The following is a 1,048-nucleotide window of genomic DNA, read 5'->3' on the forward strand; positions in this document are numbered from 1 at the left end:
CCCCACAACAAGGAGGAAAACGCCATGCTGAAAAGATAAAAAACATTGAACGGGTGATTATAGCGGATTTTTAAAATTTAAAATTGCAAGGAGCAAAAAATGGGTTTTCAAAACGAAAATGAGTTAAAAGTAGGCGCGTTGGTCAAAGCCACGATCAATAACAAAGTGGTGGAGGCTAAAGTCATTAGTATTGGGTTTAATCGTGTAACCTTAAGGAGCCAAAAAGGCAACGAAGCCACTTACGCTTTCAATAGCGAAAAATTCTTAAAATGGTTTAAAGAAGTGCCTTTGAATGAAGTTGCTCATAATCACGCTGAAAAAAGCGGAGATGATTTGTTAAAAGGGCTTAAAATCGTTACGAGCGGTCCGAGTGTCAAGGAAAGGACTTCAACTCCTAAAGAGAAAGAAAGCAAATTCAAATTGGACTTTGATTTCCCTGATGATACCACTAGCCCTTTTATGGTCTTTGCTAATTCTTACGCTAACGAAAAAAGAAGCAAAAGACTTGGTTTGTTATTCTCGCCGATGAGTTATGGTGGAATGGGATTTCAAGCGAGTTTGATTATCATTCATTCGCTCTCTTTTATGGCAGATTTAAAGCATCATAGCGATGCGGAGTGGAATGCTATGATTGAAAACAGAAATACTGACGAGTGTTTCTTTGACACTTTTGATGATATGCTTATGGGTGATGTTACTCTATTCTGTAAAGTGATAGAAACTTACGCTAAAAACTTGCCAAGACCTGATGGTAAGACTAAAGGCGTAACTTTGGAGGAGTGGGCGATGTTTTTACCTAGAAATAAAGAGGAGGCAAAATTCGTGGCACAACTCTTATGCGATGGCGGTATCAATAAATACGATTTAAGTTGCGCGGGTCTTACTCCTGGAGTTTTAGCCGATAATCTTTGGTCTTATGGTTTTAGAGATGAGGATTATGATGATGAGGGTAATGTGATTAAGGAGAGGGATATTGTTACAGGAGAGGAGTTAAATCAAGCGGAGGGTAATGTAGAATAACCCCCCCGTGGGGTGGCTCTCCTTTTTT

General features: G+C 39.2%; 1 protein-coding gene. It reads left to right on the forward strand.

The genetic code is table 11. The features are described from left to right. The first annotated feature begins 99 nt into the window (after positions 1-99). Positions 100-1,020 (forward strand): hypothetical protein, encoded by a 921-nt coding sequence (locus QT74_RS07865; protein ID WP_033765924.1) that lies wholly within the window; start codon positions 100-102, stop codon positions 1,018-1,020. The last annotated feature ends 28 nt before the right edge of the window (positions 1,021-1,048 follow it).

It is taken from the genome of Helicobacter pylori SA213A, from assembly GCF_000476275.1.
GTDB classification, from domain to species: Bacteria; Campylobacterota; Campylobacteria; order Campylobacterales; family Helicobacteraceae; genus Helicobacter; species Helicobacter pylori_CL.

Excerpts from the sequence above, each read along its gene's own strand:
- QT74_RS07865 (WP_033765924.1), top strand. The coding sequence starts at position 100 with ATGGGTTTTCAAAACGAAAATGAGTTAAAAGTAGGCGCGTTGGTCAAA.